Annotated in this window: 22 protein-coding genes; 6 read left to right on the top strand and 16 right to left on the bottom strand. The window is 59.2% G+C overall.

Annotation, left to right across the window (positions count from 1 at the left end):
- Positions 1-131 precede the first annotated feature (131 nt).
- The 4 genes from M017_RS0108630 to prfB all read right to left on the bottom strand — a co-directional run bounded on the left by M017_RS0108630 (position 132) and on the right by prfB (position 2,946).
- Positions 132-380 (bottom strand): carbon storage regulator, encoded by a 249-nt coding sequence (locus M017_RS0108630; RefSeq protein WP_031497369.1) that lies wholly within the window; start codon positions 378-380, stop codon positions 132-134.
- Entirely contained in the window at positions 371-829 is a 459-nt protein-coding gene (gene fliW / locus M017_RS0108625) for a flagellar assembly protein FliW (RefSeq protein WP_080507580.1), read from the bottom strand. Before fliW ends, M017_RS0108630 begins: the two co-directional genes overlap by 10 nt.
- 51 nt (positions 830-880) lie before the next feature.
- Positions 881-1,837 (bottom strand): L-threonylcarbamoyladenylate synthase, encoded by a 957-nt coding sequence (locus M017_RS0108620; RefSeq protein WP_238325843.1) that lies wholly within the window; start codon positions 1,835-1,837, stop codon positions 881-883.
- Positions 1,812-2,946, bottom strand: a protein-coding gene (prfB, locus tag M017_RS0108615; protein ID WP_202901630.1) for a peptide chain release factor 2 whose coding sequence is annotated in 2 segments (ribosomal slippage) — positions 1,812-2,873 and positions 2,875-2,946 — 1,134 coding nt in all. Because the reading frame shifts where the segments join, the coding sequence is not laid out codon by codon here. Before prfB ends, M017_RS0108620 begins: the two co-directional genes overlap by 26 nt.
- Before the next feature lie 88 nt (positions 2,947-3,034).
- Here prfB and M017_RS0108610 point away from each other — a divergent pair.
- Complete coding sequence (locus M017_RS0108610) at positions 3,035-3,712, top strand: lipid-binding SYLF domain-containing protein (RefSeq protein WP_035957740.1); 678 nt, start codon at positions 3,035-3,037, stop codon at positions 3,710-3,712.
- A 95-nt stretch (positions 3,713-3,807) separates the two neighbouring features.
- The gene (locus M017_RS0108605) at positions 3,808-5,646 is read left to right on the top strand and encodes a M1 family metallopeptidase (protein ID WP_031497360.1); all 1,839 of its coding nucleotides are present in this window, start codon (positions 3,808-3,810) and stop codon (positions 5,644-5,646) included.
- On the opposite strand, the gene M017_RS0108600 is transcribed toward M017_RS0108605, so the two are convergent.
- The 5 genes from M017_RS0108600 to M017_RS0108580 are packed head-to-tail and all read right to left on the bottom strand — an operon-like array spanning position 5,632 to position 10,656.
- Positions 5,632-7,194: a carbamoyltransferase C-terminal domain-containing protein gene (locus M017_RS0108600; protein WP_031497358.1), complete on the bottom strand. Its 1,563-nt coding sequence runs from the start codon at positions 7,192-7,194 to the stop codon at positions 5,632-5,634. The genes M017_RS0108605 and M017_RS0108600 overlap by 15 nt on opposite strands.
- Positions 7,191-8,615, bottom strand: coding sequence for a glutamate--tRNA ligase (gene gltX / locus M017_RS0108595; protein WP_031497356.1), 1,425 nt, complete (start codon positions 8,613-8,615; stop codon positions 7,191-7,193). The genes M017_RS0108600 and gltX overlap by 4 nt, the downstream gene beginning before the upstream one ends.
- A 4-nt stretch (positions 8,616-8,619) precedes the next feature.
- On the bottom strand, positions 8,620-9,381 hold the full coding sequence (gene rsmA, locus M017_RS0108590; protein ID WP_031497355.1) for a 16S rRNA (adenine(1518)-N(6)/adenine(1519)-N(6))-dimethyltransferase RsmA: 762 nt from the start codon (positions 9,379-9,381) through the stop codon (positions 8,620-8,622).
- Position 9,382: 1 nt separating this feature from the next.
- Entirely contained in the window at positions 9,383-9,970 is a 588-nt protein-coding gene (locus M017_RS0108585) for an energy transducer TonB (protein WP_031497354.1), read from the bottom strand.
- Between the two features lie 11 nt (positions 9,971-9,981).
- Positions 9,982-10,656 carry a sigma-70 family RNA polymerase sigma factor gene (locus M017_RS0108580; protein WP_051669674.1) on the bottom strand — a complete coding sequence of 225 codons (675 nt, stop codon included), beginning with the start codon at positions 10,654-10,656 and terminating at the stop codon, positions 9,982-9,984.
- Positions 10,657-10,739: 83 nt separating this feature from the next.
- On the opposite strand from M017_RS0108580, the gene M017_RS0108575 reads away from it, so the two are divergent.
- Positions 10,740-11,705 carry a small ribosomal subunit Rsm22 family protein gene (locus M017_RS0108575; protein ID WP_035957739.1) on the top strand — a complete coding sequence of 322 codons (966 nt, stop codon included), beginning with the start codon at positions 10,740-10,742 and terminating at the stop codon, positions 11,703-11,705.
- The gene (locus M017_RS0108570) at positions 11,695-12,555 is read left to right on the top strand and encodes a glycosyltransferase family 2 protein (protein ID WP_162179864.1); all 861 of its coding nucleotides are present in this window, start codon (positions 11,695-11,697) and stop codon (positions 12,553-12,555) included. Before M017_RS0108575 ends, M017_RS0108570 begins: the two co-directional genes overlap by 11 nt.
- Here M017_RS0108570 and M017_RS0108565 read toward each other — a convergent pair.
- The gene (locus M017_RS0108565; RefSeq protein ID WP_080507579.1) at positions 12,522-13,802 is read right to left on the bottom strand and encodes a Gfo/Idh/MocA family protein; all 1,281 of its coding nucleotides are present in this window, start codon (positions 13,800-13,802) and stop codon (positions 12,522-12,524) included. The two genes, M017_RS0108570 and M017_RS0108565, sit on opposite strands and share 34 nt — an antisense overlap.
- Before the next feature lie 17 nt (positions 13,803-13,819).
- Between M017_RS0108565 and garD the strand changes: the two genes are divergently transcribed.
- The gene (gene garD / locus M017_RS0108560) at positions 13,820-15,331 is read left to right on the top strand and encodes a galactarate dehydratase (protein ID WP_031497348.1); all 1,512 of its coding nucleotides are present in this window, start codon (positions 13,820-13,822) and stop codon (positions 15,329-15,331) included.
- A 61-nt stretch (positions 15,332-15,392) separates the two neighbouring features.
- The gene (locus M017_RS0108555) at positions 15,393-17,159 is read left to right on the top strand and encodes a di-heme-cytochrome C peroxidase (protein ID WP_051669666.1); all 1,767 of its coding nucleotides are present in this window, start codon (positions 15,393-15,395) and stop codon (positions 17,157-17,159) included.
- On the opposite strand, the gene M017_RS0108550 is transcribed toward M017_RS0108555, so the two are convergent.
- From M017_RS0108550 to M017_RS0108525, 6 genes are all read right to left on the bottom strand, one after another.
- Positions 17,156-17,851: a DUF2520 domain-containing protein gene (locus M017_RS0108550; protein ID WP_238325842.1), complete on the bottom strand. Its 696-nt coding sequence runs from the start codon at positions 17,849-17,851 to the stop codon at positions 17,156-17,158. The genes M017_RS0108555 and M017_RS0108550 overlap by 4 nt on opposite strands.
- A gap of 85 nt (positions 17,852-17,936) precedes the next feature.
- Complete coding sequence (gene uvrB, locus M017_RS0108545) at positions 17,937-19,976, bottom strand: excinuclease ABC subunit UvrB (RefSeq protein ID WP_051669664.1); 2,040 nt, start codon at positions 19,974-19,976, stop codon at positions 17,937-17,939.
- Positions 19,977-20,144, bottom strand: a complete 168-nt coding sequence (locus M017_RS29225; protein ID WP_155121313.1) for a hypothetical protein — start codon at positions 20,142-20,144, stop codon at positions 19,977-19,979.
- On the bottom strand, positions 20,141-21,001 hold the full coding sequence (locus M017_RS0108535; RefSeq protein ID WP_031497340.1) for a YihY/virulence factor BrkB family protein: 861 nt from the start codon (positions 20,999-21,001) through the stop codon (positions 20,141-20,143). The genes M017_RS29225 and M017_RS0108535 overlap by 4 nt, the downstream gene beginning before the upstream one ends.
- A complete protein-coding gene (locus tag M017_RS0108530) occupies positions 20,992-22,299 on the bottom strand; it encodes a glycerol-3-phosphate dehydrogenase/oxidase (RefSeq protein ID WP_051669662.1) in 1,308 nt (435 codons plus the stop codon). The genes M017_RS0108535 and M017_RS0108530 overlap by 10 nt, the downstream gene beginning before the upstream one ends.
- A gap of 4 nt (positions 22,300-22,303) precedes the next feature.
- On the bottom strand, positions 22,304-24,283 hold the full coding sequence (locus M017_RS0108525) for a glycosyltransferase family protein (protein WP_031497338.1): 1,980 nt from the start codon (positions 24,281-24,283) through the stop codon (positions 22,304-22,306).
- Positions 24,284-24,285 lie beyond the last annotated feature (2 nt).

Below are 24,285 nucleotides of genomic sequence, written 5' to 3'. Positions count from 1 at the left end.
CTCCTTTGCGTTCCAACTCCTGAAAATCCTTTCCAGGAGAGCGGCCTTTCACCACCTCGGCAGAATTGCTGACAAAGGCCTTATCGTCACAGCCTGCCGCGCATGAGGAAAAATGACTTTAGTTCGATCGCTTACTCCAGCGGCAGCTTGGGGGATAGGCGCAAACGCTTCAGCGTCTCCTCCACCACCGCTTCTTCCGCTTGCTGGGCCGAAGCAAGATTCACGTCCCGGGTGGCCGCAATCTCTTTGCGCAGGATCGTCGTCTCGCGCGGGGCCCGGATGCCAATCTTCACCTGATTGCCATCAATCTCGAGGATGTCCACCTCGATGGAGGCCCCGATGACAAAGCCCTCGCCCTCCCGGCGCCGGATTACGAGCATAGCGCCGGCTCCGCCGCAAATAAGGGCTGCCGGGCCGAATAGCGGCTGTCCTCGCGAATCGATTGCACACCGAGCCCGACATCACGACGGATCACCAGCGGTCCCAATAAGTTCGCAGTCGGCAACTCCGGGCACCCAAAGCAGAGAATCACCAGCCACTCAAGCCGCGTTCCGGGCGCAATGCCTTCCCCTGGCATGGCCAACAACTCCCGGTCCGCACGGGGTAGCACGCCCTCATAGTCCGGATCCACCAGACTCAACGGCGCGCAGACAAAGGACAAGCCCGGCTTTCCGACACATTGCAGAAACTTCAGCGGCACGCTCTCCTCGGCTTCGATCAGCAGAAACTGGTGCTGCTCTTCAAAGCCCGGCAGTCCGGCCGGAAATTCAATGATCTCGCGATCCTCAAAGCGGATCATGCCGAAACGAGCCGACTCAATAGACCTCATCCCTCTGCTTATCGGATCTGTCAGGAAGAATGAGAAGAGGGCCGAGGAGATTTATTGCATGCGGGCCCGGCGCAGGCGGTCGTTGACCCCCGCCCAGGCTGGCTCTTCGCTGGGCTGCTCCACCGCAATCCAGTCCCAGCTCCCATCGTCATAGCGATGCAGCGTCTCGTACAATTGCGCGGCATAGGCTTCTGCCTCCGCCGGCATCGCAACACAAGTGACCCCGAGCGCGGGCCGCGTCAAAAATAAGTAGACTCCGCGGCCAGCCGCAGCCAAATCCGCAGGCCCGCGGACCAGATACAACGGAGTGCGCGGAGAATAATGGCGATCCTGCATCCCCGGCGACGGATGCGCCCCCTCCATCGCTCCGGCGACCTCCACCGGACCGATCACTTCTTCAATCTGCACCCGGCTGATCATCCCCGGCCGCAGCAACAACGGAACACCACCCACCAGACTCAAGACCGTCGACTCGATCCCAACCCGGGTCGCTCCGCCATCGAGAATCAAATCCACTGCCGCGCCCAAAGCAGCCTCGACATGCGCCGCCGTCGTGGGCGACAACTGCATGAAACGGTTCGCACTTGGCGCTGCCACCGGGACACCCGCCAACTCGAGCAGCCGCAAGGCCACCGGATGGGCTGGAATCCGGATCCCGACTGTTCCCAAGCCCGCCGTCAACTCCACCGGAACCACTTCATGCTTCGGCAGCACAAGGGTCAGCGGACCTGGCCAGAAGCGGCGAGCCAGCCGCTCTGCCGTCTCCGGCCATTCCGTCACCAGTTCGCGCGCCTTCTCGATGGTGGCGACATGCACGATCAACGGCGAGGTTCGCGGCCGGCCTTTGATCTCGTAAATCCGCGCGATCGCCGCCGGGTCCAAGGCATTCGCGCCCAGGCCATAGACGGTCTCGGTCGGAAAGGCCACCACGCCGCCCCGGCGCAGCAACTCTGCGGCTTGCAGCATCCGGTCTTCGTTCCCCTTAGTCTGGAAGCTCGTCCTTGCCATCACCCGCCGTCTTCCCGGTCTTCTTATAAACAAGCCAGGCATGCATGAAGCCATCCAGATCGCCGTCCAGCACCCGGTCCACATCGCCCACCGACATCTTCGTGCGATGGTCTTTGATCATCCGGTACGGAGCGAGCACATAACTGCGGATCTGGCTGCCGAAGTTAATGTCGAGCTTGGAATCCTCGCTCTTCTGGTCTTCCGCTTTGCGCTTCTCCAACTCATGCTCGAACAAACGCGCCTTGAGCTGTTTCAACGCACTGGCCCGGTTCTTATGCTGCGACCGCTCGTTCTGGCATTGCACCACAATTCCCGTTGGAATGTGGGTCATCCGCACAGCGCTCTCCGTGCGGTTGACGTGCTGGCCCCCGGCGCCCGAGGCACGAAAGACATCGGTACGGACATCCTCCGGCTTGATCTCGATCTTGATCTCATCGTCAATCATCGGATACACGTAGACGCTGGCAAAGCTGGTGTGGCGGCGGGCATTTGCATCAAAGGGCGAAATCCGCACCAGGCGGTGGACACCAATCTCGCTCGACATCAAACCATAGGCGTTTTCGCCTTCGATCTCGATCGTGACGCTCTTGATGCCCGCGCCATCACCGGCCAATTCGTCGGTGATCACGGCTTTAAAATCCTTGCGTTCCGCCCAGCGCAGATACATGCGCATCAGCATCTCGGCCCAGTCCTGGCTTTCGGTGCCACCCGCTCCGGGATGGATATTCAGGATGGCCGAACGATGATCGTGTTCCCCGGAGAGCAGCATCCCGGTCTCGAGCTTCTGCAACTCAGCACGGAAGACCTCCAACTCGCCGGAGAGCATGGCGGCAACATCTTCTCCCTCCCGGCCGAGTTCGAGCAACGCGGCGACATCCGAACTCATCGTGCCAATGCGGGTATCCTGCGCCAGCGACTCTTCCAGCCGTTTGCGCTTCTGCATCACTTCTTGGCTCTTCTCGGGATGATTCCAGAAATCAGGGTCCGAGATCACCTGTTCCAGTTCATTCAGTTGCTTTTTTTTCTTAGGCGAGTCAAAGATAGCTCCGCACAGAATCTGCTTGCTGGCGGAGCTGATCATATTCCCGCTCGATTTCTTCGAGGGTCATAAACCCTTATTTTCCCATGCCCTCGCGCGAAATGGTGATTTACCGAAACGCTTGCCGCTTCGCGATATTCTTATTGGAAAGGATCCTCATGAAACCCCTGTGCGCACTGCTCGCGCTCGGCCTCACGGCCAGCCTGTTTGCCCAAAGCAACGAAGAGAAGAGATTGAAAGCCGCTGGCGATACGCTGCACGAAGTAATGCAGATGAAAGACAAGGCTATTCCCCAGGATTTACTCGATAAGAGTTACTGCGCGGTGATCATTCCCGGTCTGAAGAAAGGTGCCTTCATTTTTGGGGGCAAGTACGGAAAAGGCTTCTTTGTCTGCCGTCATGAAAATGGCTCGGGATGGGGCTCGCCCGCCGGAGTGCGGGTCGAGGGTGGCAGCGTGGGCTTCCAGATTGGCGGCAGCGAGCAGGACGTAATCCTGCTGGTGATGAACGCCAAGGGTGCGCAGCGCCTGCTCTCCAGCCAGTTCAAGCTGGGCGGCGAGGCCAGTGTAGCGGCAGGTCCGGTGGGCCGCACCTCGAGCGCGCAGACCGATGCCTATCTCACCGCCGAAATCCTGAGCTACTCGCGCAGCCGTGGCGTCTTCGCCGGCATCTCGCTTGAAGGCTCGACACTCCGCCAGGATCTCGACGTCAACAAGGAACTGTACGGCAAGACGATGACGAACAAAGAGATCATCTCTGAAAATCCGAAGCCGCCAGCAGCCGCAGGCGTCATGATTGCGGACCTCAACAAGTACTCCCCGCGCCGCTCCAATTAAAGCAATTCTGTCCTTCTCTCTCGGCCCCCGCCTCAAAACGGGGGCCTTGTTGCTTTGGGGCAGGATTTCTGCTTTTGGGGATAGATAATGGTCAGATGCGTTTGTTCCAGTATGGCTGCGTCTGGGTCACGATCTCGCTCCTGTCCTCCTGCGCACCCAAGCTCGACCAGGAGAAGCCTAGCATGCCGATTCCCAAAGATGAGCATTCTTATGCTGTTCCAGCCGAAGCCATCTCTACTCATCTCGATCTTTATGCGCGCGTCGATTTCGAAAGAAAAGTGATTTCTGGCACCGCCACCCACCGCGTGAAAGGCAAGGGGAAGATCACCCTCGATACCAAGGACCTGAAGATCTTCAAGACTGAAAGCTCCATCGACGGCGTGAACTTCCATGTAGCTGAATACAAACTTGGCCCAAGCGACAAGATCTTAGGCGCTCCTCTTGAAATTAACCTGAGTGAGGGCACAAAATTTGTCCGAGTTTCTTATGAAACAAGCCCGAGTGCCGTCGCGCTGCAGTGGCTTAGCGAGCAACAAACCGCTGGCAAACAGTCGCCTTATCTCTATACCCAGGGCCAGCCGATCTACACCCGGAGCTGGATTCCGCTCCAGGATTCGCCCGGCATCCGCATCACCTACAAAGCCAAGGTGGAAACCGAGCCGAACTTCTTTGCCGTCATGAGCGCGCCGAACGACCAGCGCACCTCTGCCCCCACCGGCTCCTACAGCTTTGACATGACGCAGCGGATTCCGCCCTATCTGATCGCCCTGGCAGTGGGAGAAATCCAATTCCGCCTCATGGGCGGACGCACCGGCATCTATGCCGAAAAGCAATTGCTCGATGCCGCCACAAAAGAGTTTGAGGATCTCGATGCGATGGTGCGCGCCGCCGAGCAACTCTTCGGTTCTTACCGTTGGGACCGCTATGATGTGCTCATTCTGCCGCCCAGCTTCCCCATCGGCGGCATGGAGAACCCGCGGCTCACCTTTGTAACGCCCACCATCCTGGCAGGCGACAAGAGCCTGGTCTCGCTTATCTCTCATGAGCTGGCCCACAGCTGGAGTGGCAATCTCGTCACCAACGCCACCTGGAGTGATTTCTGGCTCAATGAAGGGGTCACCACTTACGTGGAACGCCGCATCCAGGAAGCACTCTTCGGCAAACAACGCAGCGATATGGAGTTTGCCATCGAGATCGGCGAGTTGAAGACCGAAATGGCAAAGCTCCAGCCCAAAGACCAGATTCTCCACATCGACCTCAAGGGCCGCGATCCCGAAGACGGCGTCACCCTCGTCCCTTACGTCAAAGGAGCCCTGCTGCTGCGCGCCATCGAAGATGCCGTCGGCCGCGACAAATTCGATGCCATGCTGCGCAGCTACTTCGAGAGCTTCGCCTTCCAAAGCATCACGACAGAGAATTTCGAGCAGTTCCTCGCCCAGAAGCTGCCCGAGCTGAAGCTGAATCTCAAGGAATGGATCTACGAGCCCGGCCTCCCGGCAAGCGCACCCAAAATCGATTCGTTCCTGCTTGCCGAAGTGGAAGACCAGGTGGCAAGATTCCAGCAGGGCCAAACCATGCGGGTGGATGATTGGGGGCCGCAGCAGTGGCTCCATTTTCTCCGCAGTCTTCCGTCCACACTCACCGCGGAGAAAATGGCAGCGCTCGACAAGAGCTTCAAACTCACCGCCTCGACCAACAATGAGATCCTCGACGCCTGGCTGATTCTGGCCATCCGGCACAACTACACGCCGGCACAGCCTGCGGTGGAAGAGTTCCTGAAGTCCGTCGGCCGGCAGAAGTTCATCAAGCCTCTCTACGAGGAGATGGCGAAAACCCCTGCAGGCAAAACCCGGGCCAAGGCACTCTTCGCGCGGAACAAGGCCTCGTACCACCCCATCGCGGCAGGCGCAGTGGAAGCGCTACTTGCGAAGTAGGAAGTGGCCGACGTAGAGCACGTCAATGCCACTTGAATAGAAGCTCCTCACGGCGTCGCGCGGGTTGCACACCAGTGCGTCGCCAAAGAGGTTAAAGCTGGTGTTGTACAGCACAGGTAAGCCGGTGGCCGCTCCGGCAGCCTTCAGCAGACGATGGAACAGCGGATTCTCATCAGCCTCCACCACATGCAGACGAATGCTGTCAGCGCCCAGAAGCGCAGGAGCAAAGCGCTCGCGATACTCCGGACGCACTGTTGCAATGCTCGCCAGATTCTTCGCGTTCGGCCCAAACTCAAAGTATTGCGCCGCATCTTCAGCAGGCACAGAGGCGGCAAACTTCCGGAACGCCTCCCGATGCTTGATGAAACTGTTCAGGTTCTCGGTCGCATAGGGGTCCAGAGGAGAGGCAAGAATACTGCGATTGCCCAGCGCCCGGGGACCAAACTCCATCCGGTCCTGGAACCAGGCCACAATCCGCTGCTCTTTCAACTCCGAGAGAACCGATTGGATCAGCTCATCGGTGGTCAGCAGAAACTTCGGACTCAGCTTGCAGTTCTCAAGAATCTGCTTCGTCTCTTCGGCTTGGAAAGAAGGGCCGAGTGCGAGACTCGACATCGGCTGCCGTTTCCCCTCGCTGCCCAGATAGGCCGCACCAATCGCCGTACCCGCATTGCCGGCGGCCGGCTGCACATAGACATTCTGAAATTGTCCGGACGCTTCGAGGGAACGCACCAGCAAAGTATTGAAGGCAACGCCACCGGCCAGACACAGATTGCCACCCCGCCCCGCCATCGACAAAGCGCAATTCTCAATCGCACGCTGTAAGCCGGCCGCGAGATGAGGCTGCAGCTTGGGCAAAGGCGATTCTCCGTCCGCCAAACCGAGAGCCTGATAGAAACGCGCGCTAAACCCACCGGAACCAAGCCGGTCCCGATCGAAAAAGCTCCGCTCCAGCGCAGGCCAACCCGTGGCCCGAAACCCGAGAATCTCCTCGAACAGCGCAACAAAACGCGTATCGCCACCAGCCGACATCCACTGCACCTTGTGTTCATCGGCGCGAGCGGTAAAACCAAGAAACTCCGTCACCCGCCCATAAAGATCGCCCAGCGAATCGGGAAAGTAGGATTCCTGTTCCAGTTCGAAGCGGTCACCGCGCGCCTTCCAACGGGAAGAACAACGCAGATCCCCCGCACGATCAAGACACAACACAGAGGCCTCGTCAAAGCCGGAGGCGAAATAAGCACTCGCCGCATGAGCCGTATGATGATCTACCACCAGCAGCCGGGCCTTGGGGAAGATCTGCTTCACCCGCAGGCTCAACAAGCTATCCGGCGTGGCGCTGAGAGGCCGTGCAATGGCCACCACATCCACATCGGAGGCATCCACCCGTGCCAGGCTCAACGTTGCGTCAATCGCCTCGAGCGGCAAACTCCAGGCCACATGCCGGCGTGCCACTTTCTTCTGTTCGACGGCAGCAACAATCTTGCCGGCAACAGCCAGGGCACAGGCTGCATCGTCAAGCAATCCACCGAGTCCAATCACCTTCATACGCGCTTCAACCTCTCGATGGACCGCGTTCTTCCCATTGCCGTAAACACAGCAAAAGCGCTCGGTCCCACCGGCTGTCCGGTGATTGCCGCACGGGAGCCGTTGATCAGCACCCCCGCTTTCAACCCTCGCTCCTCAGCGAGCTTCCGCAACTCCGCCTCGATGAAGGCTTCGCTGAAGTCGTCGCTCTGCTCGAGCCGGGCGCCAAGTTCCCGCAGCGCCTCGCGGGCTCCAGGCGCATCCAGGCGCTCAAGAGCCGTCGGGTTCATCTCGTAGTCGTCGGTGAAGTAGGCCTTTGCCAGTGTCGCAAAATCGTTCAGCGTCGCCAGACGCGTGCGCAGAATATCCACCACCGTCGGGAATTCCTCATCGCGATACGGAATCGGCAGGCCGGAGCGCAGCACACGCTCCTTCACCATCGGGGTCAGCTCGGCAATCGGCATGCTACGCAGATGCTGCGAATTCAGCCAATGCGCCTTCGGATCGATCGGATCGGCCTCGGTAAAGTTCACCACTGCGTTCGAACGGTTGACGCCTTCAAACGAGAAGACATCCACCAGTTCCTGCCGCGACATCTGTTCGCGATTGTCCTTCGGGCTCCAGCCCAGCAGGCACAGGAAATTGATATAAGCCTGCGGCAAAAATCCAGCGGCCTCGTAGGTCATCACGCTGACGACTGGACCATGCTTGCGCTTGGATAGCTTCGCCCCATCGGGCGCCACCAGCAAGGGCAGATGCGCAAAAATCGGCACCGGTGCACCGAGCGCTTCAAAAATCAGAATGTGTTTGAAGGTATTCGAGAGATGATCCTGGCCCCGAATGACGTGTGAGATCCGGATGTCGATATCGTCGGCGCAGGAGGCCATGTGGTAGGTTGGCATCCCATTCGAGCGGAGCAGCGCAAAGTCTTCAATATCGTTCACGCTCTTCGATTGGGTGGCATAGACGGCGTCCGGAAACTTGATGTAGCGAGCCACATCCCGGGGCACTTTAAAGCGCAGCACAAACGGCTCTCCGGCATCGGCGCGGCGCTGCGATTCCTCAGCACTCATCGCCCGCGCTTCTGCATTGAACAGCCACGGACCGGCCCCAGCGCCTTTATCCTCATCGCCCTGATGCGCCGGCGTAAAGTCGCGATACGCATGTCCGGCGGCAAAGATGTCCCAGGCCAGCTTCTGGTGCAGTTCCAGACGCTCACTCTGGCGATAGAATTCATCCCATTCCAGACCCAGCCATTTCAGGCCGTCATAGATGGAATTCAGCGAAGCTTCTGTATTGCGCTCAACGTCGGTGTCATCGATACGCAGGATCATCGTCCCTTGATTTCGACGGGCGTAAAGCCAGTTGAAAATGAAGGTTCGCGCGCTGCCGATATGAAGATAACCCGTCGGCGACGGGGCGAAACGTACTCGAGGTGCCAAACGCTCAGGATAACATCGGGCCCAGCGACGAAAGACGCGCGAACAGGGCCTCAAGCTGTGCAATCGACAATTGCTCCGCACGCAAAGTCGCCTCCGGCTGCGCTTCTAAATTCGCCTTGCCATAGAACGCCGACAGGTTATTGCGCAACATCTTGCGCTTGTGTAAAAAGCTCCGGCTGGCAAACTGCAGAAAACGCCGGGCATACTCGGCATCCACAACCTTCGGTTCCAGCAGGATCACAGCCGAGTCGACTTTGGGCGGGGGCGAAAAGGCAGACGGCGGCACGGTGAACAGAATCGTCGCTGTTGCATGCACCTGCGTCATCACGCTGAGATAGCCGTAATCCCGCGAACCCTGCTGGGCCGCCATCCTCATGGCGACTTCTTTCTGCACCAGAAACACCGCCCGCTTCCAGGCCCCAGCCGCTGCAAACACCAACGACGCAATCGGCGAACTGATGTAGTAGGGTAAGTTGCCTGCGATCACGCAAGGCGCGAATTCCCGCAGATCAACCTTCAGGACATCCTGATGGCGCACCGAGAATCGTTCCTCGCCTGCCATTTGGCGTTCGAGATGAAGCACCATCTCGGGATCCACTTCAATCGCAATGAGCTTCTCGCAACGGCTGAGCAAGGGACGGGTGAGAGCCCCCCGGCCCGGCCCGATTTCAATCACGAGCGGCTCGGTTTCCGGACACGCAGCCGCCGCAATCCGCTGCAGCACGGCCTGGTCTCTGAGAAAATGCTGTCCGAACTTACGAGGCAAATTAGCCCTTGACCGTAATGGCGGAGGCGCCACGGCGCAAACTGATGCGCAGCTTCGAAGGCACCGCCTGGCCAAAGCTGGTTGCCGGAATAAATTGCGTAAAGAGCAGCGTGCGCTCCACACTCAACCGCACTTCAATATCCATTTCGGGATTTCCCGCCACCACACGATAATCGGCAATCCGCCCCTGATCGTCGATCGAAACTTCAATTTCAGCATCGGCAGTCGGAGGTTCAAAAGGAGCCAAAGTCTTGGCCGCAGGTTCCGTATAGAGCGCCGTCGGACGGTCCCCGGTTAATGTATTTGCGCGTACTGGATAAGTTTGTACAAACATCGTGAAGACAAGCAGCGCCGCAGCCAAGCCACCGGCGCACGGCACCGCGAAGGGCCGCATCATGTTTGCCTTCCAAAGTTCAAAGTGATTTTTCATCCGAACAACAAAAGCCGGCGCCGAAGCCCACTTCTTCCGGCGCGAAGCCTCTTTGCTCGCTGAAATCTTCAACTGCATCCGCAAATCATCGGGAAGCCGTCTGCGCGGGAGAGTATGCAGCAAATCCCGCACTTCCTGATGTAGATTTTCCTGTTTCATGCAATTGCCCCTTAAGACTGCCCTGCTGCCGTTTGCGCCGACCATGCGAAGCCGTGGCTCGGCTCGAGGCTTGCCTCCAACTCGTGCCGCAATGCTTCACGCCCACGAAGAATGCGAGACTTCACCGTGCCGAGTGAGATCTGCAGTACTTCCGCGATCTCCTCGTAACTCAAGTCCTCGATATCGCGCAGCACGACCGCAGACCGGAAGACGGGATTGATCTTCGTGAGCGCTTCTTCGATCAGCGCCCGGGTCTCGTGGTCTGCCGCCAGGTCGAAGGGAGAGCGGCAGCGGTCTGGCAAAACATCTGCCAGTCCCCGGCTATGCTCCTCATCGGCCGCGAGGCCAACCTCATTCTTCTTGTGCCGGCCAAACCAACGCCGTTGATTGTAGGCTTCGTTGACCGCAATGCGATAGATCCACGTCTTCAGGGTAGATTTGCCCTGAAAGTGGTTCAGATTGCGATAAACCTTGAGAAATACTTCCTGGACGACATCGGGCGCATCCGACTGCTGGTTCAGCAGGCGGAACACCAGACCGTAGACCGGGTCCTCATACACACGCAGAAGTTCTTCGAATGCCTCGTCTTCACCCTGACGAAGCCGCTCCACAAGAAGAGCGTCCTTGAACACTTGCGCCGACGCATCGCCGCTCTCGTTATTAAAACCCAAACTGTTCTCGGCCATCCCGGGGCCTCCTAACAGCAATTTTACCGCTCTCTTGGTATGGACACCGGTCCCCCCGGTTTAGTTCCTGCTAACTTCGTCCTATGTTCGATTGGCAACACGAGGCCGAACGCCTTGTCACTCAGCTCGGCAGCGAGCGAATCCGCGATGCGGTAAACACCTTAAGCAACGCCTACCGGGAGGGCCGCAACACCCGCGCGGCTCGTCTCGATGATGAAGCGCTGATTGCCGCATACCTTTCCGTACGCTTTCCTGCCACGCGAGCCGCCAATCTGTCCGTGGCTAAAGCCATTGTCCAAACTCTCGCCTCGCGCCTCCCCGATTCGCAATGGACCCCGGCTTCTCTCCTGGACCTTGGCGCCGGATGTGGCGCAGGAGCCCTGGCCTTCTCTGAAATCTGGCCCGGCCTCGCCAGGATCACTGCCCTCGAGCGCTTGCCCGCGATGGTCGAACTGGGCAAGCAGATTCTCCCCGAGGCCACCTGGCAAACCGGCAACTTCGACACCCCGGCAACCTTTGCGCCCCACGACGTCGTTCTTCTGAGCTATTCGCTTGGGGAGAGCGACAAGTTCCCGCTGGCTGCAGCCTGGCAGGCCGCCACACAGCTGCTAGTCATTGTGGAAGCGGGTACGCCCAAGGGCTTTGAAACCATCCTCCGCGCCCGCAAGGAACTGCTCTCGGCCGGCGCCTCTCTGCTGGCCCCTTGTCCAGCCGACGAGAAATGCCCCGCAGCTGGCGTCGACTGGTGTCATTTTTCGGCGCGCCTCAACCGCAGTGCGCTCCACCGCCGTCTCAAAGGGGGCACGCTCGGCTATGAAGACGAAAAATTCAGCTACCTTGCCGCATGGCGCGGCGCGCTCCCGGTGGGTGCGCCACGGATCATTCGCCACCCGGTCACTCATCCCGGACGCATCGATCTCGAACTCTGCGAAGCTCCGGCACGCGGCGTTTTGACGGTCACCAAGCGCTACCCTAAGCTATTTAAGATCGCCCGGAAACTCGACTGGGGCGATGGATATATCCTGGAAAAGAATTCCGGTGGAAGCTAGCCTCATCATCCCGACCTATAACCGGCCCAACCGCCTGGCCCGCTGCCTTGCCTCGCTGGTACAGCAGGACTTCACGTCTTTTGAAGTCATCATCGTCGATGATGAAGGAGAAACGCCGCTCGAGGAGGTCGTGGCCCCCTTCCGCAGCCAGTTCCACCTGACGCTGCTCCGTGTTCCGCACGGTGGCCCGGCGAAGGCCCGCAATGCGGGCGCGCGCCAGGCGGTCAGCAAAGTATTGCTCTTTACCGATGATGATTGTGAGGCGGACCCGTCCTGGATCCGTCTCCTCGTCACGAAAGTGCACGAGGCTCCGGGCGTCATGGCCGGTGGAAAAGTCCTAAACCGGCTGAGCAACAATCCCTACTCCGCCGCGGCACAATCCATCGTCGACATCGTTTACGCTCACTACAATTCCGTGCCCGGTAAGGCCCGCTTTTTCGCCTCCAATAACATCGCGATGGCGGCCGAAACCTTCCACCGCATGAACGGATTCGACGAGACCTATCCTCTTGCCGCCGCCGAAGACCGCGACCTCTGCGAACGCTGGTACTCCGCCGGTCTTCCGCTGCTTTATGTCCCGGAGGCGATCATTCATCACTCCCACCCAATGACCCTCCGCCGCTTCTGCCGCGTTCATTTCAACTATGGACGCGGCGCCGCCATGTTCCACCGCCGCAATGATCACCGCGACATCGGGATGCACACCAGCGCGTGGGAATGGCTCTCGGCGCCATTCCGGGAAATGCCCTTCTTGTCTGCCGTCCACCGCATGCTGTTGCTTGGGGCCTGGCAGTTATCGAATCTTGCCGGTTTTCTCTATGAACGGACGCGGGAAGCCACCGGATCGTAGGTCACCCGCGTTCCCTTGCGAAACGCAATGTTACACAGATGTGCCGCAGCAGCCGCATGATGCCCTTCTTCGGCGTTCTCACGGCTGGGTTTTGAATTCACAATCGAATCGATAAAGAACGAATTATGCGACGGCCCTCGCTCGACGGCAATCTCCTGCGGCGCCACCCGTTCCGGCCTGGTCTCGTTGGCAAACTGGGCCAGATACTCGTCCCGCAGCTTTTTGGGAAAGTTCGCACTGCCGTAAAACTGGGCTTCGGTCGGCTTCGAATCCTGGGTCAGCGTGATGCGCGAATTCTCCAGTTGCAGCGTACCCTTGTCGCCCATGACGAGAATCCCGCGCGGCTGGAAGGAATTCGCCTGGGTCACATAGACGTCCACCAGAAAGCCTTCGGGATACTCGAGCAGGCTGTTCATGATATCGGGCACAGTTCGCCCATCGTTCCAACGGAAAATGCCGCCTTGGGACACCGCCGACTTCGGCGCGCGCACGCCCATGTACTCGTGCATCTGCGTCAACTGGTGCACAAACAGATCGCCTGCCACGCCGCTGCCGAATTCCCACCAGCAACGCCACCGGAAGAACTGTTTTGCATCAAAGGGGCGCTTTGAAACCCTACCCAGGTACTTCGGCCAATCGATCGTCTTCTCAGAGGCATCGGGCGGAATCGGATACTCCCAGGCCCCCTCGGCGTTGTTCCGGTGATTGCCCATCCGGATCATGTTCACCTTACCGATGGCGCCGCCAGCGATCAACTCCTTCGCCTTGGCCGTCAAGGTGGACGTCTTCGCCTGGCTACCCACCTGCAACACTTTCCCGCTCCGCTTCACGGCCTCGATAATCCGCGGCCCTTCGGAGATCGACCAGGTCATCGGCTTCTCGACATAGACATGCTTGCCCGCCGATAAAGCATCGAGAGTGATGCGCTCATGCCAATGATCGGGCGTCGCAATCACCACGGCGTCCACGTCTTTGTTGTCCAGCACGGTGCGGTAATCTTTCGAGGTCACCAGCTTGTTTTCAAACTGCTCCTGGGCGCGCACCAGGCAGCCGTCATAGAGGTCCGCAACCGCGACACCCCGCATTCCCGGCACTGCCTTAAACTCGTCAATCAATTGCTTGCCCCGAATTCCGCTTCCGATGAATCCGACATTGACTGTGTCTTTGATACTGGCTGCTGGAGCTGCCCCCTGAAGAGCAAACACCATCGTGGAAGAACTCAAAATGCTGCGTCGGGTGATAGACATGGGTCTAGACTAACGGATTGACGCCCCGTTTTGTCAAAGTACACCCCCGCGACAACGTCGCCGTGATTGTGAACCCCGAAGGGCTTGCCGCTGGCGCCCGCTTCGCCGATGGCTTCGTTTTGCGCGAAGCCATCCCGCAGGCCCATAAGGTATCGCTTCTAGACCTTGCCCAGGGCCAGCCGATTCTCCGCTATGGCCAGATCATTGGCCACCTCAAGCGGGATCTCCCCGCAGGATCCTGGGTCCGAGAGGATATTGTCGACATGCCAGCGGCCCCTGATCTTGATTCATTGCCGCTGGCCACAGAAGTGCCTGCACCACTCGCGCCACTCGAGGGTTATACCTTTGCGGGCTACCGCAACGCCGACGGCAGCGCCGGCACCAGAAATATTCTCGGCATCACCACCACCGTGCAATGTGTCGCGCCTACCGTCGACTATGCGATCCAGCGGATTCGCGCCGAATTGCTGCCCCGCTTTCCGAATGTCGACGATGCCGTCGCCATCACCCACAACTACGGCTGTGGCGTTGCCATTGAAGCACCGGGCGCCAGGATTCCCATCGCCACCCTCGGCCACATCAGCCGCCACGCGAACATGGCCGGTGCTCCGCTGGTGGTCAGCCTCGGTTGTGAGAAGCTCCAGCCCATCCGGCTGTTGCCCACCTACGATGTCCAGCCCAACCTGATTCGTTTGCAAGACCAGCAGGGCTTCGGCGCAAGCGTCTCAACCCTCATGGAGGCAGCCGAGCGACGCCTTGCCGAGCTCAACCGCCGCCAACGCACCACGCTTCCTGCCTCCGATCTGATTGTCGGCCTCCAGTGCGGCGGCAGCGACGCCTTCTCGGGAGTCACCTGCAATCCCGCCGTCGGCTATGCCGCGGATTTGCTCGTGCGCGCCGGAGCCACAGTGCTCTTCAGCGAAGTCACCGAGGTACGCGACGCCATCCACCTGCTGACGCCGCGCTGTGCCACTCCTGCTGTCGCCCGCGAGCTGATTGAGGAGATGCGCTGGTACGACGAATACCTTGCCCGTGGCGGCGCCGACCGCAGCGCCAACACGACGCCCGGCAACAAACGCGGCGGCCTGGTCAACATTGTCGAAAAGAGCCTGGGCAGCATTGCGAAGTCCGGTTCGGGAGCGATCCATGCAGTGGCCTCACATGGCCAGAAGGTCACGGCGAAGGGCCTTGTCTTTGCCGCTACTCCCGCCAGCGACTTCATCTGCGGCACCCAGCAATTGGCGTCGATGAATCTGCATGTCTTCACCACCGGCGAAGGCACCCCCTATGGCCTCGCACTGGTGCCGGTCTTGAAGGTTTCTTCGCGTACCGCGCTTGCGGAACGTTGGCCGGATCTCATCGATTTCGATGCCGGTCCCATTGCCTCCGGCGAGGCCACCATCGAATCCGCAGGCTGGAGCCTGTTTCATCTCATCCTCGAGATGGCCAGCGGGCGGAAGAAGTCCTGGGCTGAGCACTGGGGGCTGCAGAATGCCCTCGCACCTTTTACCCCCGGACCCGTCACTTAGCCTGATCCGTTTTGCCCCACTTTCTCGCACGTACAACAGACGGCTAAGATAGGGAGGATTTATGTGGAAAAAGTTAGGCTGGCTCCTACTGGCAATCGGAATTGTCTTGGCTGTGTTCGCTTATCCGCAACTCAAGCGGCTTCGCGTCGTCGCACCCGCCTACCAGGCTCCCGGTGAGATCGTCCATCTCGAACAAGGCTGGAGCCCAGACCAGCAACAGCAGTTCCACCACATCAGTCAGGGCACACGACTCGTCCCCTACGCCTGGTTCCTTGCGCTCGAACAGCCCTGCCTGTCTCCCTTTGGCTGCGACTTGCTAGCAACCCAGAGCTATCTCGGCCGCTTTGGTTTTCTCCCCAGCCCGAAGGACAGCAAGTACAATCCGGACGGCCTGCCCATTGGCTTCGCTCGTGATGTAAACTTCCACGATCCCGACTCCGGTAAGAACTATACGGTTGTCGGCCTCAACTGCGCCGCCTGCCACACCGGCGAGTTACACTACAACACCCACGCCGTGCGCATTGAGGGCGGCGTCGCGATGATCCAGCCGACCGAGTTCCAAAAAGCTCTCGGCATTGCGCTCCTCCTCACGGAATCCTATCCCGGCCGCTACGGGCGTTTTGAGAGACGGGTCCTTGGCGATCATCCGAGCGATACGGCAAAACAGGAACTGCGCACTGGCTTCGAAGCCTTCCTCAAGCGGGCCAAGGCGGAACTCTCTGCGGTCACTCGCGGCAATGTCTATCCGCACGACGCGGGTTTCGGCCGCACAGACGCGCTCACGCGCATCGGCAATCAGGTCTTCGCCATGGACATGCAGAACGAAAAGAACTTCGCCCAGGGCAACTCGCCCGTGCGCTTCCCGCAGGTCTGGGACGCCTCCTGGTTCACCTGGGTCCAGTACAATTCCAGCATTGCCGACCCGCTGGTACGCAACATCGGAGAAGCGCTTGGCGTCCGCGCGGTTGCCAAACTCTACGGTCCCACCGCAACGAGTTTCGATAGCAGTATCGACATGCCGGGCCTGAAGGCGCTCGAAGATCTCCTCTCCGGACCTGCCCCATTGACAGGCTTGAAATCACCGCAGTGGCCTGCGATCTTTCCGCCTCTCGACCCAGCCAAGGTCACCCGTGGCGAAGCACTCTATCGCGAACACTGCCAAGGCTGCCATCTCCCTCCGCGGCAGGAGCTCGAACGGGACCTTCGCGAGCCAAAGCCCCAATACTGGGTGGTCAACCCCGCGGGCAAGCGCTTTCTCAATCTCAGAGACATCCCGCTCCCGGTCATCGGCACAGACCCGCAACAAGCCACGCTCTTCATGAACCGCACCGCCGACACCGGAGCCCTCAACAAAGGAATCGTCTCCGCCGGTGCTGGCCTGGAACTGGTCACCAAGGGCATCCGCGACCAATACTTCGCCAAGATGAACTTCAGCCCGGAGCAACGCGCGGAATGGTCTGGTTATCGCTCGGACAACACCCCGGCCGTGCGTGCGCAACTCATCTACAAAGCCAGACCTTTGAATGGCATCTGGGCCTGTGCGCCCTACCTCCACAACGGCTCGGTTCCCAACCTCTATTCGCTATTGACAGGCCGACAGCAGCGCGGAAAACCGGAGTTCTGGCTTGGCAATAAGAACTACGATCCAATCAAAGTTGGTTATGAAACCGGCGAGTTTCCTGGCGGCTACAAGTTCGAATACACCCACCCCGGCAACAGCAATGAAGGTCATTGGTTTGAGGATGGGCCGCGGGGCAATGGAGTTGTAGGCCCCAATCTCCCGGAGAGTGACCGCTGGGCGCTGATCGAATACTTGAAATCGATTTAATACTCCTGAGGCTTTTGGCGACGGCGTTTTACAGTTGGCACTCTCTCCACCAGATAGTCCAACGCGATCTTCAGATACATCTCCGCCAATACGGGCTCCACGTCAAACAGCCCTTGGTATTGCTTTCGCATTGCGACGCGGTCTCCCATCGCAATGGGACCAGTCCATCCGCGCTTGCCCGCGCGCAGATAGGACCGCACCGCTCCGAGTACTGCCGTTTCCACCACTCCTTCGGCGATCTTCGAGTGCAAGCCAGCGGCCCGCATCGTATCCACCGCAGCAGCGATCATTGGAAAGGTCATCCCTGAGGCAAAGGTCAGTCCGGCTTCATACACGGCGCGCATGCCATCGTTCAAGGGCACAATCCGTGCCGCTCCCGTCTTCTCGACAAGACGCCGTAACCGATGCAGGGCTACTTTGGAACCCTCGAAGAGATAGCGTTTCCCTTCGAAAAGGTCTATCTTGTCCAGCGACGCCGTCGAGGCGCCGCAGTTGCGCAGTGCTTTCAGTGAAGTACTATCTCGAGCCCCGGAACAGACGACGAAACTCACGCCGGCCCAATCGATCTTACTCTCACAGATTTGCGCCACCCAGCCATCCAGTTGTGTTTCTGGAATTGCCAGGAGAACCAGTTCTACCTTCCGAATTGTCTCTAACGAGTCGGTCGCAACACCAGCCTTGATTGCGTTCACAAGCCGGCTCGCAACTCTCAATGAGGTTGATTTCACCGGCCCCAGATTCTGCTGCAATCCGGGGAGCTTCGCTACCCAAGACTGGCTAACTGGTCCCACTCCGATCAGTGCCGTCCGCGGCGCTTTGGGCATCGATTAGCTTACTCCTCAGAGCCTTCAGGCGATCTCTCAACTGCGCAGCCTTCTCGAATTCGAAACTCTTGGCGGCATCCCGCATCTTCTGTTCCATTTCGGCAAGGTACTTCACAAGCTGCTCTGCGCTGAGCGAATCCACTTCATCTGGCTTTTCGTCTTCCAACGGAATGGTAATGTAATCCGCCTCAGCCATGTGCACCAGGTTCATGTCGATCGGCTTGATGATCGACTGCGGCGTAATTCCGTTCCGCTCATTGTAGTCCTTCTGTATCTCGCGACGGCGGTTTGTTTCATCAATGGCACGGCGCATCGAATCCGTCATGACATCGGCATAGAGAATCGCCCGTCCATTTGCATTTCGGGCCGCCCGGCCGATCGTTTGGATCAGGGATCCGGTGGAGCGCAGGAAGCCTTCCTTGTCCGCATCGAGGATCGCCACCAGCGAAACTTCAGGCAGATCCAGCCCTTCGCGCAACAGATTGACACCAATCAGGCAATCATAGATGCCCTTGCGCAGATCCCGCAGGATTTTTACCCGGTCCAGCGTAGTTACTTCGGAGTGCAGATACTGCACTTTGACCCCAACCTCGGAGTAGTACTGGCTCAGATCCTCCGACATCCGCTTGGTCAGCGTCGTGATCAACACCCGCTCGCCCTTCTCTGCGCGAATGCGAATCTCCTGCAACAGGTCGTCCACCTGCCCCTTGATCGGACGGACTTCGATCACTGGATCGATCAGCCCGGTGGGTCGGATCACCTGTTCAACGATCACGCCACCGCTCTTGGTCAGTTCATAGGGCCCTGGGGTTGCCGAGACGAAGATCGCCTGGTTGACGCGGTTCTCAAACTCTTCAAAGGTCAGCGGCCGGTTGTCGAGAGCACTGGGCAGGCGGAAGCCAAACTTCACCAGATTTTCCTTGCGCGAGCGGTCACCGCCCCACATTCCCTGCAACTGCGGCATCGTTACATGCGATTCGTCGATAAACAGCACGGCGTCTGCCGGCAGATAGTCCAGCAGCGTCGGTGGCGCCTCGCCCGGCAGCCGTCCCGTAAAGTGCCGCGAGTAGTTCTCGATCCCGTGGCAATAGCCGATGGTCTTGATCATCTCCAGGTCAAACTGCGTGCGCTGCCAGATGCGCTGTGCCTCAATCAGCTTGCCCTCGCGCTCCATTTGCGCGTTCCACGACAAGAGTTCCTGCTCGATGGTCACCTGCGCCTGCTCCTTGGTGACGGGGGTCAGTACATAGTGGCTCTTTGGATAGATCGGTAGCCGTTCATAGGTCTGCTTGACGGTGCCCAGCAAGGGATCGATCTGCGAGAGCCCTTCAATCTCGTCGCCCCACAGTTCGATGCGGAAGGCATTGTCGTCATAGGTGGGGAACACCTCGATCACATCACCGCGCACCCGGAAGGTGCCGCGCGTGAAGTCTTGATCATTGCGCTGATACAGGATCTCCACCAGCTTGGCGATGATGTCGGCCCGCTTCATCGTCTTGCCCTTCTCGAGCATCAGCAACATCCCGTAATACGCCTCGGGCGAGCCCAGGCCGTAGATGCAGCTCACGCTGGAGATGATCACGACATCGCGCCGCTCAAACAGAGAACGCGTCGCCGCCAGACGCAGCTTGTCCAGCTCATCGTTGACCGTCGATTCCTTCTCGATATAGGTGTCGCTATTGGGAATATACGCCTCAGGCTGGTAGTAGTCGTAGTAGCTTACGAAATACTCAACTGCATTGTTCGGAAAGAACTGCTTGAATTCCTGGTAAAGTTGCGCGGCTAGCGTTTTATTGTGGGCCAGGATCAGACTGGGACGATTGATCGTCTCGATGATCTTGGCCATCGTAAAGGTCTTGCCGCTGCCGGTGACACCGAGCAGCGTCTGATAGGGTTCCTGCTCGGCAAGGCCCCGCACAAGCTCAGCAATCGCAGTCTCTTGATCGCCGCGGGGACGGTAGTCTCCCGCGAGCTTAAATTTTTGAGTGGACAACTAAATTCCTTGGTCTTTGAGAACAGCGCGCGTCTTTGCGGCTCTGGTGCCCATGCGCTTGGGCCCATCCGCAATCGTCTGCGCCTTCTGGTTAAGGACGCGGGCGGCATGGTTCCGCTTCTTCGGTGCCTTGGCGAGGATCACGGTTGTTGTTTTTTTACTCTTCACGTGAGGAGGCCTTCCTTCTTCAGTTTCTCCGCCTCAGCGTTGTAAGCGCAACCGAAGAGCGCGATCAGGCTCAACAAGTACATCCAGACCAACAGGGCAATCGCCGCCCCAATACTGCCGTACATGATGTTGTAGGTGGCGATGTTACGAACATACCAGCCAAAGCCTAAGGTCGCCAAACTCCACAGCACGGTCGTCACAATCGCCCCAGGCCAGACACGGCTCCAGCGCTGCGGCAGACTCGGTGCGAAGCGATACAGCCAACTCGTCGTCACCACAAGAATAAAGACCGCGAGCAGCAAGGAAATGCTGCGCGTGAGGAACCACGCCAACCCGTGCAGCGCTTCTCCCGGCGCCAGAATGCCCATCCACGACAATGCGGTCGTGACAATGTTTTCCCCAAAAACCAGCAACAACGAGGCCCCAATCGTCGGCAACAGAGTCGAGAATACCAGCAGAATTGCAACCCGGCGCTGTTGCCAGAAGCCGCGCGCATTTGGCGTTCGATAGGCCGCCTGAAAGCCGGACATCAGGCTCACCACCACATCGGAGGCGCTCCACACCGACAACAGCGCCGCACCCGCAATCAGGTAATTCGGCCTCGCCCCGCGCAAGGTGAAGGCATACTGCACAACGTCTTCCGTGCCCGGCGGCACCACTTCAAACAGGAACTTCGCGATCGATTGCGATACCCGCTCGGCATTCGCCTGCACCAGCACCGTCGCCAGCGTCGTCAGCACCGGAAAGAAGCTCAGCAATGCCGAGAAAGCAGCCCCTTTCGCGATGTCGATCAGTCCATTTCGATAGGTAGCGATGGCCGCTCTCTTCAGAATGAGACCGATCTGGCTCAATCGCATGGGGCATACCGCTCCAGAAACGCGTCCACTCCTCCAGAGAACTCCCTGGCGATCGACTCCAGTTCTTCCGCCGTCCACCGCTTCTGCCAGGCCCAATTTGTCGAACAGGTCAGAAAGTCTTCGAGAGTCTCGCAGCCCTCTTCCTGCTTGGCCCAGGCGATCCGTTCCGGAATCCCTCCCGGACGTTCTGTCGGCACGGCGAAGGGCGTACTGCGGGTGGGATGCGACGGCACGAGGTTGGGTGCAATCCGGCCACACACCAGATCCGCCGCCTCTTCCGCCATCGAGCGGTAGGTGGTGTACTTGCCGCCAATGATCTCGAGCACCTGATCTTCCCGGAAGGCAATGTGATGCTCGCGGCTGGTTGCGCTCGCGCTCTTGCCCGGAGCCGCTAGCAAAGGCCGCAGTGAACTGAAACAGCCCAGAGTCTCCATGTCCGCCGAGGCAGGAAACAGTTGTTTTGCGATGCCTCGCAGATAGTCGATCTCACCCCGTGAAATCTGGACCTGATCCGCCGAACCACTATGGTCCACATCGGTCGTCCCGATCAAAGTAACGGGATTCAGATCACCCCAGGGGATGAAGAAGATGATGCGGCCATCGTGGTGAAAGTGAGCCACCGCGTCCTCGCCCGGGAACAGCCGCGGCAGAATGAGATGCGACCCACGCACCAGCCGCGTCGTTTCGCCCCGGTTCCAAGGCCCGCGCGCGTCAATCACCGCCGCGCCGTTCACTCGAACTCCATTGTCGAGTTCGATCCCATCCCCCCAAAGCCGCTTCACGGCCCGGCCAGTGATACAGGTGGCGCCATAGAAGCGGGCATCGCGGACGTTGTCGATCACCAAGGCAGCTGAATCGCTCGCCGCGTCCCAGTACGCCTGATTGGGGCCAAAGTAAGTGCTCTTGCCAATCCGGTGCGACCCCGCCAGCAGGTCGTAAAGAATGATCCCGACCCCATAGAACAGGTTGTCGAAAACGCCGTTCGTCGACAAGCGAAAGCGCAGCGGCCTCACGGTATGGGGGGCTAACTGCAAGAGGGTAGCCCGTTCCCGCAACGCCTCACGCACCAGCGCGAAATCGAAATACTTCAGGTAGCGCAAGCCACCATGGATGAGATGGGAGTTCCGGCCGCTTGTGCCCGCCCCCCAGAAACGCTTCTCCAGCAGCAGTACCCGCATGGGGTGCTGCGCCATGTGCGCACGCAACGCCAAGTCTCGCGCCAGGCCGGCTCCGTTAATCCCACCGCCTACGATAATGGCGTCGAAGTGCTGGCCGGCCAGCTCCTCGATCGAATGCATAGGGCTATGCTACCAATCGGGTGCGCCTGCGGTCTCTCCAGAGCAGACCGAGCGATCCGAGAAGGGTCACGAAGAATAGCCATTCTCCGATGCGTTTCTCGAGCGGCTTCTCAAAGACCAGCCGGATCTGCGTCACCCCGGGCGGAGTATCAATGCGAACAAAACCCAGACGATCCTCCGTCACCGGCAAGAGCCCGAGATTCGATTCGGCGCGCCAGGAGGGGTCGTAGGTGGTTTGCAGAATGACACTTTGCCCCGCCTCCGTACGCCCTTCAAAATTGAGTTCGTCAGTCCCCTTCCAGGCAGTTGCCGCAGTGGCCCCTGGCCCTTGCTCATAGACAGCCACGTACTTCTCCAGACCTTCGAGGTCGACCTGATCGCGAATCTTCGGCAAAGCGTCGAGCGAGGCACGATCGAGAATCCTGGCCAGCGACCGGTCCCGCCGTGGCACCTCATAGATGTGATCGTCCTTGACCGAATAGACTTCTTTCAAATGCCCATCGAACTTCTTCGGATGGGTAAAGTCTTTATACGCTTCTTCGGAATCAGGCCCATGCACCGCGACGAGATCGACGCCCATCAACTGCAGCCAGGCGGTCGCGAGACGCGGATCGCGTCCGAGGATGATTTCCCACTGGAGCGGCACAATATTCGGATTCTGCAAGCCCTGCTCGGAGCTTCCCCCCAACTGATACAGATCGTGCCAGGTGTTGTACCAAAAGCGGACTGCGCCCGTCACGTAGGTGCGCGAATTCGGATAATGCGCAGCCACCCATTCGGGGATCCGCCAGTAGACGGTTGCCTTCGGGTCCACGCCCGGAGGAGCCACCGCACGCGGGTGCCGCAGGAACTCACTATGTACGGTAAGAGTCACCAGTAGCACCGCTCCGACCGCAATCTGGCCCCGGCGGCCATGCCGCCACAACCACAGCAAGCCAAGGAGAATCGCGTAGATCCAGAGCAGGTCCAGTTCCGGCACCAGCCGCATTGGTTCTCCGATCACCCGGAAATTGAAGTAGTAGTTGCCAATGACATTGACAGTAAAGAACAACAGGCTTCCAAACAGGAAGATGTGCCAGGTGCGTTCGGGCTGATCGCGATACTTCACATAGCTCACACCCAGATAAGCGGCCAGCATGACCGCGGCAAGACCAGCCGACCACTCGCTGCCGGCAGACGAAACATACTGCATGTTGTGGAGCGTGATCTTCAGATAACTCGGAGTGAGCCAGAAAGCCGAGAGTCCATAGGCAAGCAGAGGCACAAGGGCGGGATAGCGGAGCAGCCGCCAATCGCGCTCCGTTACCCAAAGCGCCCACACCAATACCGGGAACAGCATCGCCAAAGCAGTGGCCCCATAGAAGTTATTGGCCACCACAAAGGTCGCGGCAAAACCGGCCGCCACCGACCAGGACCAGCTCCGTCTGCGCCAGGCCAGCCATGTAAAAGCAAGGACAAAAGGAATCCAGGCCAGGGCCGTCATATGCGGGCCCTCGCCATAGCGGATCAGCACATTCAGCCGGGCAGGTCCGTTCCAGAACATGTCCCGCGCCACCTTGGGCAAGACCAGATAGCTGGGCGAAACGACAAGTGTCGCGAGAGCTGCCGCGAGAGCCGCCCCCCGATGCCGGAGACCAACCCGGGCCAGAAAATAGACGCCCGCGATCCCTAACCCGTAAAAGAAACTGACATAGATGTGATAGGACTTCGCCGGATCGAGGCCAGTGTATTTGGCAATCGCAGCCGTGCCATAGCGCAGCGCCGGCGGATAGATGTAGTCAAAGCGCGTGCCGACATACCAGTAGGGCTGCCACAACGGGCGGGGCCAATGGTCGCGCAACATGCGGGCATCCGCAATGAAGGTCGATTCAATCGACGACCAGTTCTCGTTGTACTTAACCTTCCAATAGGGACGGAGCAGGTATGTCGTGAGGAGAAAGAGGAGTGCGAGATCGAGAACCCAACTCCAGCGGCCGTTGCGCATCG

This window comes from Bryobacter aggregatus MPL3 (genome assembly GCF_000702445.1).
Lineage (GTDB): Bacteria > Acidobacteriota > Terriglobia > Bryobacterales > Bryobacteraceae > Bryobacter > Bryobacter aggregatus.
This window is presented reverse-complemented; position numbering and strand designations above follow the sequence as displayed.